The 8127-nt window shown below is 60.9% G+C and carries 7 protein-coding genes and 2 pseudogenes; all 9 read left to right on the plus strand.

Annotated elements, in window-relative coordinates:
• Nucleotides 1–258, plus strand: a pseudogene (locus tag D7X94_RS17355) (VirB6/TrbL-like conjugal transfer protein, CD1112 family); the annotation flags it as partial.
• Nucleotides 259–276: 18 nt separating this feature from the next.
• Nucleotides 277–750, plus strand: a complete 474-nt coding sequence (locus D7X94_RS17360) for a PrgI family protein (protein ID WP_243111378.1) — start codon at nt 277–279, stop codon at nt 748–750.
• Complete coding sequence (locus tag D7X94_RS17365; RefSeq protein WP_243111379.1) at nt 632–3073, plus strand: VirB4-like conjugal transfer ATPase, CD1110 family; 2442 nt, start codon at nt 632–634, stop codon at nt 3071–3073. Before D7X94_RS17360 ends, D7X94_RS17365 begins: the two co-directional genes overlap by 119 nt.
• Entirely contained in the window at nt 3066–4979 is a 1914-nt protein-coding gene (locus D7X94_RS19605; protein ID WP_120429046.1) for a C40 family peptidase, read from the plus strand. Before D7X94_RS17365 ends, D7X94_RS19605 begins: the two co-directional genes overlap by 8 nt.
• A 24-nt stretch (nt 4980–5003) precedes the next feature.
• A complete protein-coding gene (locus D7X94_RS18245; protein ID WP_147401771.1) occupies nt 5004–5399 on the plus strand; it encodes a hypothetical protein in 396 nt (131 codons plus the stop codon).
• 50 nt (nt 5400–5449) lie between these two features.
• The gene (locus D7X94_RS17375; protein WP_120429047.1) at nt 5450–5752 is read left to right on the plus strand and encodes a DUF4315 family protein; all 303 of its coding nucleotides are present in this window, start codon (nt 5450–5452) and stop codon (nt 5750–5752) included.
• On the plus strand, nt 5742–7046 hold the full coding sequence (locus D7X94_RS17380; protein WP_158591074.1) for a CD1107 family mobile element protein: 1305 nt from the start codon (nt 5742–5744) through the stop codon (nt 7044–7046). The genes D7X94_RS17375 and D7X94_RS17380 overlap by 11 nt, the downstream gene beginning before the upstream one ends.
• Nucleotides 7047–7287: 241 nt before the next feature.
• Nucleotides 7288–7764, plus strand: coding sequence for a hypothetical protein (locus D7X94_RS19410; protein WP_243111380.1), 477 nt, complete (start codon nt 7288–7290; stop codon nt 7762–7764).
• An 11-nt stretch (nt 7765–7775) separates the two neighbouring features.
• Nucleotides 7776–8127 (plus strand): annotated as a pseudogene (locus D7X94_RS17390) (hypothetical protein); the annotation flags it as partial.

Genomic DNA, 8127 nt, shown 5'->3' on the forward strand with positions numbered 1-8127 from the left:
CCCATCCCCGTGGCGACCCTCTCCAACCGGGAGGTGGGCGGCATGGGCCAGAACTATCTCAAATCCCTGTTCGCCCTGGGCTTCCAGGGCTTCCTCATCATCATCTGTGTCGGCATCTACGCTGTGCTGATACAGTCCATCTCGTTCACTTCGGATATAGTCGGCTCCCTCTGGGGCGTGGTGGGGTACACGGTCCTGCTGGTGTTCACCCTGTTCAAGACCGGGGGCCTTGCCCGAAGCGTACTGAACGCCCATTGACCGGGAAAGGAGGTCATCATGGCAGCGTATATTTCCATCCCCCGCGACCTGACGCGGGTAAAGACCAAGGTGTTCTTTGGGCTGACGAAGCGGCAGCTCGTCTGCTTCGGCGCGGCGGCGCTCATCGGCGTCCCTGCGTTCTTCCTGATGAAACGCTCCGGCAACACCAGCCTCGCCGTCATGGGGATGATCGTCCTCATGCTCCCGCTGTTCTTCCTCGCCATGTACGAGAAGGACGGCCAGCCGCTGGAGGCGGTGGCGCGGCATTTCATCCAGGCGAAATTCATCCGCCCCAAGGTCCGCCCCTATGCGACCAACAACTATTACTCTGCCCTCATGCGGCAGGACCAAGTGGAAAAGGAGGTACAGGCCATTGTTCAAAACGCAGAAAGGCGGGCGCGGGAAAGCGGAGCCGATCGCTCTCCCCGCAAGCCTGACAAAAGCGGAGAAAAAGCAGATCAGGGCCATCATCGAGAAGGCCCGCAGGGATGACGGCACTCCCCGCACCGCCCAGCAGTCCATCCCGTTCCAGCGGATGTTCCCGGACGGCATCTGCCGTGTCACCGACAACTACTACACCAAGACCGTCCAGTTCAACGACATCAACTACCAGCTCGCCCAGCAGGAGGACAAGACGGCTATCTTTGAGGAGTGGTGCAGCTTCCTCAACTTCTTCGACAGCTCCATCCGTTTCGAGCTGTCCTTCATGAACATGGCGACCGACGCGGAGAGCTTCGAGAAGTCCGTCCGCATCCCGCCCGCTGGGGACGCCTTTGACAGCGTCCGGGCGGAGTACAGCCAGATGCTGAAAAGCCAGCTCGCCAGGGGCAACAACGGCCTGACAAAAGCCAAGTACCTGACCTTCGGCATCGAGGCGGCCTCCATGCGGCAGGCGAAGCCCCGGCTGGACCATGTGGAGACGGACCTGCTCAACAACTTCAAGCGCATCGGCGTGACTGCCGCTGTGCTGAACGGGAAGGAGCGCCTGCGCCTGATGCACTCCATGTTCCACATGGGCGACCGTGACCCGTTCGCCTTTGAGTGGAAATGGCTGGTGGAGTCCGGGCTGTCCGTGAAGGACTTCATCGCCCCCACCGCCTTTGCCTTCAACAGCCGGCGCACCTTCCAGGTGGGGGATATGTACGGGGCCATGTCGTTCTTATCCATCACGGCCTCAGACATCAGCGACCGTATGCTGGCGGACATCCTGGACATCGACTCCAGCCAGATCGTCACCATGCACATCCAGTCCATCGACCAGAACAAGGCCATCAAGACGGTGAAGCACACCATCACGGAGCTGGACCGCAGCAAGATCGAGGAACAGAAGAAGGCCGTCCGCGCCGGGTACGACATCGACATCATCCCCTCCGACCTCGCTACTTACGGCAGGGACGCCAAGGCGCTCCTGAAGGAATTGCAGAGCCAGAACGAGCGGATGTTCATGGTGACGTTCCTGGTGATGAATACCGGGCGCACCGAGCAGGAGCTGGAGACCAACGTGTTCCAGTCCCAGAGCATCGCCCAGAAGCACAACTGCGTCCTGCGGCGGCTGGACTTCCAGCAGGAGCAGGGGCTGATGTCCTCCCTGCCCCTGGCGCAGAACCTCATCGAGATACAGCGGGGCCTCACCACCAGCTCCACCGCCATTTTCGTCCCCTTCACCACTCAGGAGCTTTTCCAGAACGGGAAGGAGGCCCTTTACTACGGGCTGAACGCTCTCTCTAATAACCTCATCATGGTGGACCGGAAGTCCCTCAAGAACCCCAACGGCCTCATCCTCGGTACGCCCGGTTCCGGCAAGTCCTTCGCCGCCAAGCGGGAGATCGCCAACGCCTTCCTCGTGTCGGACGATGATGTCATCATCTGCGACCCGGAGGCGGAGTACGCGCCGCTGGTGGAGCGGTTCGGCGGGCAGATCATCAGGATCAGCCCGTCCAGCAGCCAGTATGTCAACCCGATGGACATCAACCTGAACTACTCCGAGGAGGACAACCCCGTGGCCCTGAAAGCCGACTTCATCCTCTCCCTGTGCGAGCTGGTGGTAGGCGGCAAGGAGGGCCTCCAGCCGGTGGAGAAAACGGTCATCGACCGCTGCGTCCACCAGATATACCAGAAGTATTTCGAGGACCCCAGGCCGGAGAATATGCCCCTCTTGCAGGACCTCTACGAGGCGCTCTTAAAGCAGGAGGAGAAGGAGGCCCGCCATGTGGCGACCGCCCTTGAAATTTATGTCACCGGCTCCCTGAACATCTTCAACCACCGCACTAATGTGGACATCACCAACCGCATCGTCTGCTTCGACATCAAGGACCTTGGCAAGCAGATGAAGAAGATCGGGATGCTGGTGGTGCAGGACCAGGTGTGGGGGCGCGTGACCCAGAACCGAAGCGCGGGCAAGGCCACCCGGTATTTCATGGACGAGTTCCACCTTTTGCTCAAAGAGGAGCAGACGGCGGCCTACTCCGTGGAGATATGGAAACGGTTCAGAAAATGGGGCGGCATCCCCACCGGCATCACCCAGAATGTGAAGGACCTGCTCTCCAGCCGGGAGGTGGAGAACATCTTTGAGAACAGCGACTTCATCATCATGCTCAACCAGGCGGCGGGCGACCGCACCATCCTGGCGAAACAGCTCAACATCAGCCCTCACCAGCTTTCCTATGTGACCCACTCCGGCGAGGGCGAGGGGCTGCTGTTCTTCGGCAATGTGATCCTGCCCTTCGTGGACAGGTTCCCCACCGACCTGGAACTCTACAAGATCATGACGACCAAGCTGACGGAGGTCAAGAAGCGGGAGGCGGACAATGGCTGATAAGGCGCGCCGCCTCCATTTTACAGAGGATGAGCTTTCTGACCGGGACATCCGCAGGGCGGCGAAAAAGGCGGACAAGGCCGCCGACAGAGCGGACCGGGCGAATGAGAAGCTCCCCACAAAGAGGCGTGCGCGTATCACCCGTGACAGCGGCAGGGCCGAGGCCGTGGAGGAACGGCTCTCGGATAAGCTCCATCAGTCCCGGCAGTCCTCCAAGGCGGACCGGGAAAAGGAAAAGGCCCCATCCAAAAGAAAGCCCCGCGCCACCGCCAGGGGCGGCAAGGTGGAGGCCACCGCAGAGCGGCTTTCTGACAAGCTGCGCCCGGAGCGGCAGTCCACGAAAACCGCAAGGGGCAAGCTCCGCATCGAGGTGACGGAAGTCACCGCCCAGAAGCCGGGAGCGGGTGGCCGGGCAGCGGTCAACGCCCCCGCCGCCACCCTCCATGCGGCGAGGAACACCGTCCGGGACGCCGTGGGCCGTTCGGACAATGACAGCGAGGGCAACGCCGGCGGGGATGCCCTGCAAAGCGGGGAGTCCGCGGTGCGGAACACCGGGAACATCGTGAACAACCGCCATTACAGCCACAAGCTGAAACAGTACGACAAGGCGGCGAGGCTGGAGCGGAAGTCTGATGCGGCGAATGTGGAGGCCCTATACCGGCGGGAGCGCCACAATGACCCTAACCCCGCCTCCAACCCCATCTCCAGGTGGCGGCAGAAGCAGGAACTGAAAAAGCGGTATATGGAAGCCAAGACCAGCGGCAAAGCCGGGGCTTCCGGGGCGGCGAAGGGCGGAAAAAGGGCCGCCGAGGGAACGAAGTCACTGGTGGATAAAGGGATCGAGTTTGTAAAGGAACATCCCAAAGCTATCCTTATCGCTGGTGTCCTGGGGCTTCTGGTGATGCTCATCGCCGGGATGTTCTCATCCTGCACCGCCATGTTCGCCGGGAGCGGGAACGCGGTGCTGGGGACCTCCTACACGGCGGAGGACGCTGACATCCTGGGGGCCGACGCGGACTACTCCGCGCTGGAGACTGCCCTGGACAACCAGATAAGCAATATCGAAAGCACCCACCCCGGCTATGACGAGTACCGCTACGACCTGGCGGAGATCGGCCACAACCCCTATGAGCTGGCCTCCTACCTGACCGTCCTGTTCGAGGACTACACCAGGGCGGAGGTCCAAAGCACCCTGCAAAGCCTGTTCGCCCAGCAGTACACCCTCACCCTCACGCCGGAGGTGGAGGTCCGCTACCGCACAGAGACAAGGACGGACAGCGAGGGCAACGACTACGATGTGGAAGTGCCGTACAACTATTATATCCTCAATGTGAAGCTGACCAACAAGGGGCTGGGGGCGGTGATCCGGGACTCCGGGCTGACAACGGAGCAGGCCGACCGCTACGACGTGCTGATGACGACCAGCGGCAACCGTTCGGAGCTGTTCGGGGAGGATGTGTACGGCGTGTCCGGGGGCGAGTACACGGACTATGACATCCCCGGCGAGGCGCTGACCGATGAGAAATTCCGCAGGATGATAACCGAGGCGGAGAAGTACCTGGGCTACCCCTATGTCTGGGGCGGCAGTTCCCCCAGCACAAGTTTTGACTGCTCCGGCTTCGTGTCGTGGGTCATCAACCACAGCGGCAACGGCTGGAACGTGGGCCGGCTGGGCGCCAGGGGGCTGAAAAATATCTGCGACATCATCCCGCCCGACCAGGCGAAGCCGGGGGACCTGATCTTCTTCCACCACACCTACGACGCCCCGGACCCCAGCGACGCCACCCATGTGGGCATCTATGTGGGCGATGGGATGATGATCCACTGCGGAAATCCCATCTCCTACGCCAGCACCGAAAGTAACTACTGGCAGAGCCATTTTCTGTGCTTTGGGCGTATCAGGTAAAACAGAAAGGCGGTGAGGAACAAGATGGATGAGATGGGGAAAGACCCGCACCAGCCATCCGAGGCATATCCCGGCGATACCATCGGGAGCCTGATGGCCGAGTGTGAGCTGCTGGAGCAGTATATCGGCGGCGAAAAGGACCGGTTGGAACGCTTCATGCTGGGGACAGGCGGCGCAAGTGACGCATCTGACCGCATAGAGGAGCGGATAGCCATCCTGCAAGATATGCTCACATCGGCGGAAGGCCGCTTGCAGGCGCTGTATGACGCCCAGGAGCGGGAGGCTTTTGCGCCGGAGAAGGAGGCCGTGGGGCGGGCATCGGTGATAAAGGACCTCGCCGAGAAAAAGGCGGCAGCAACACGGAAACAGCCTGAAATGAAAAAGGAGCAGAAAGCCCCAGACATGGATATGGAACGGTAACGGCCCATCCCTGCCCTAAAGCGTTTCAGGCACAAACAAAAGGAGCGAAAATGAGCGAGAAACTGGACAAGATCGGGGCCGAACGGGACCGTGCAAGGGAAAAGCGCGACCAGTGGGACGCCCGTTACAAGGAGCTTTGCCAGAAATATATCCAGCAGGAGAACACAGAGATCCATGAGATGGTGCGGGCGCGGAACATGACCCCGGACCAGCTTGCTGAGGTCCTGAAAGCCCTGCAAGGCGGGCTGCTCCCCTTCCCGGCCGCTGTGCCGGGGGCGGGCGCGCCGGATGCGCTGGCTGGCCGTGACAACAATACTTCTGAGATCAAGGAGGATAAAGAGCATGAAGATTAAGAGCATGATCGCCGGCCTTCTGGCGGGCGTTCTGATGATGGGGAACCTCTCCGCCGTGTGCTTTGCGGCGGACAATTCCCCGGTTTCCACGGAGGGGGCCGCTGGGACAGAGGCTGTGGAGACAGCCCCCGCTGGAACGGACGGGACTGCCGGGGACGCTGTGGAGACTGACAGCCCCGCCCTGCCCGATGGCGCCACCCTCGGCACGAAGATCGTCCTGCCGGAAGGTGTGACGATCAGCGGGGACGGGAAGATCACCTTTTCCGCCCAGGGCATGGAGCAGATCATGGAGGCCCTGATGGGCGGCGATACCAGCAAGGACACCGGCGAGGAGACCGATACCGATGCTGATGCCGATGCCGGAACGGAGGCGGCGACAGAGACCGTTGCCGTTGGCACAGTTAATGTCCGCAGCGACACCTACCTGAACCTCCGCTCCGGCTCCGGCCTGGAGCATTCCGTGATCGGGCATCTGCTCCGGGGGACCGAGGTGGAAGTCGTTGGCGAGGACGGCGACTGGTATCAGGTCGTGGTCCCGGAGGCCACCGGGTATGTCTACAAGGACTATCTGGATGTGACGGAACAGGAGTCCCCTGCCGCCCCGCCCGCGGATGAGGGGCAGGATGCGCCTGACACAAGCGGCTTTGACGAGGACACCCTGATGATGATGCTCCTGCTGATGATGAGCATGGGGAATACCGATGCGGCAGGTCCTCCTTCCGCCGCCCTCACCCCGGACGGAAACCTGACGCTGGTGGACGATTATGATGAGGCTCATGCGGACGGCTCCGGCAAGCAGTTCATCACGCTGGTGACAAAGGCCGGGAACACCTTCTACCTCATCATCGACCGGGATGACGAGGGGGAGCAGACCGTCCACTTCCTGAACCTGGTGGACGAGGCGGACCTGCTGGCCCTGATGGACGAGGACACGGCGGCGAAATACACCAAGGACGAGGACACGGCGGCGAAATACACCAAGCCGGAGACGGAGGTCCAGCCGCCCGCCGAGACCCAGAAGCCGGAGGACAACGAGGACAAGCCGGATGAGGAAAAGCCCGCGCCCAAGGCTAACCCCCTGCCCGCCCTGCTCCTTGTGCTGGCACTGCTGGGCGGAGGCGGCTTCTTCGCCTATACGAAGTTCTTCAAGGGCGGCGGGAAGAAGGAACAGGCCAAGCCGGACCCGGACGCCGACTATTCGGAGGATGACGAGGACTACGGCCTCCCGGAGGACATTGGGCTTGACGATGAGGACGAGGATGGCTTTGACGGGTCAGACGATGAGCCGGTCTAAGCGGAGCCATCTGTATCTGATGGAACAGTCTGCGGCTGGCGGCTGAGACCAGCCGCAAACCCTTTTGTAGAACAGGAGGTGCGGCTATGCGTATTGACCCCCGAAGGTTTCTTGAATTTGTGACCCTCCTGATGGCCAGTCTGTGGCTGATAGTCATTTATGTGAACAGTTTCCCAAATGCCTATGGCGGATATGCTGTATCCATGTTACAATGAGGGCGGCAATGTCGGGAGGTGATGGGATGGGCGCAAGGGATTGGAAAGACCTGAAAGCAAAGCAGAAGCAGAAATTATCCGAGGTCATGTTCGGCATGGTCTGCGCCCATTACAAGGAACATGGGCAGATGCCCGCCGATGCGGAACTGGAAAAGCTGGCAAAGATGGCTTTCACCAAGATACAGGGCCGTGGGCTGGGGCTGTCCTATGAGACCGTCCATGATGTTTTCCTGAAAAAACAGGCCAGATTTGCGGAGCGGATCGAGAAGAACGGCCTCCCGGAGCCGCCGAAGCCCAGGGTGAAGAAAACCGAGGCGGAGAAGCTGGCGATCAAGCGGGCCGCCCGGAAACGGAGAAAGGCGAGGCTGGCGGCGCAGGAGCAGCAGAGCTTGCCGGAGCAGGACGGCCGCTTCTTTTATATCGCCGGGTACACCTCCGGGGGCGCCCCCTATGGCGTCACCTGGGAGGAGATGGGACTGGAACCCTGGGAAGAACTGGAGTAGGAGGTGCGGATATGGGCCGCTACACGGAGCAGGAATTAAGGGACATCTTTTTTGACGCCCTGGACTTCTTCAACGACGCCCTTGACTCCGGCATCACAAGGGATAACACAGTCCTTGCTTTCTTTACCCCGGAAAACGGGCTGGATGTCTATGAGCAGTTCTGCCGGGAGCATTTTCCGAAGAACCTGGACGAGGACTACAAGGCGGAGGGCTATTTCCAGACCTTTGCGGCACAGGCTTTTTGGGGCAAGGGGCAGTACGGCGTGATGATACGCGCAGACATCGACTTCCCCCTGCCGGAGCTGCACCGTGTTTTCCTCCATGAAATATCCCACCTGTTCTGCTGTGAGAACGAGATCGAGG

The sequence above is a fragment of the Acutalibacter sp. 1XD8-33 genome (assembly GCF_003612555.1).
Lineage (GTDB): Bacteria > Bacillota > Clostridia > Oscillospirales > Acutalibacteraceae > Acutalibacter.